The sequence below is a fragment of the Mesorhizobium sp. M4B.F.Ca.ET.089.01.1.1 genome, assembly GCF_004022605.1.
GTDB lineage: Bacteria > Pseudomonadota > Alphaproteobacteria > Rhizobiales > Rhizobiaceae > Mesorhizobium > Mesorhizobium abyssinicae.
Window position 1 is genome coordinate 1 of the sequence record NZ_RZOS01001281.1, and the last position, 534, is coordinate 534.

Below are 534 nucleotides of genomic sequence, written 5' to 3' on the forward strand. Positions count from 1 at the left end.
GCGTTTGACAGGTGTTGAGGGTCTTGACGCAACGATCCGGTGCGCTGCGATTTCCGTCCCGGCCATATTGGCTATAGCCGATCTTGGTCCCTTCGGGGCAATCGGCATATTCCTCACGACCCGGTGCACCGGCCTTTGCTTCGTTGCAGATGGGCCACGAGAAGCCAGGCTTCGACATGGCAGCAATAAGTTTGATCATTGGCGGGACGCAGTATTCCACGCCATGCCAGGAAGGGTTTTGCGAGGCTGCGCAAAGCAGGACTTGGCAGCCCCAGGATGCGTCTTGTGCCTTGGCCGCTGTGGCTGGAAGGAGCGCGGCGCCGGCGATGCCGGCGGCATAAATCAAGTGTCTCATGTCAGGCGGTCCTCTGATTATTGCGGGCGTCGCCCAGGCGACAGACGATGTGTCGTTGGGTGGAGTGGTTCGCTTCGAAGCGTCTGCCACGTAGACGAAGTCCGGCAACTATCGATCTGTCCTCAACGGTCGCTTGCGGGCATCGGCAAATGGCGGGGATATTTCACTCTCGCGTTCGG

At 59.7% G+C, this 534-nt stretch carries 1 protein-coding gene; it reads right to left on the reverse strand.

All coding sequences use genetic code 11. The annotated features are described in order from the left end of the window. A partial coding sequence (locus tag EN780_RS37155; protein WP_245500279.1) for a hypothetical protein occupies positions 1-355 on the reverse strand: 355 nt, incomplete at its 3' end. Between the last annotated feature and the right edge of the window lie 179 nt (positions 356-534).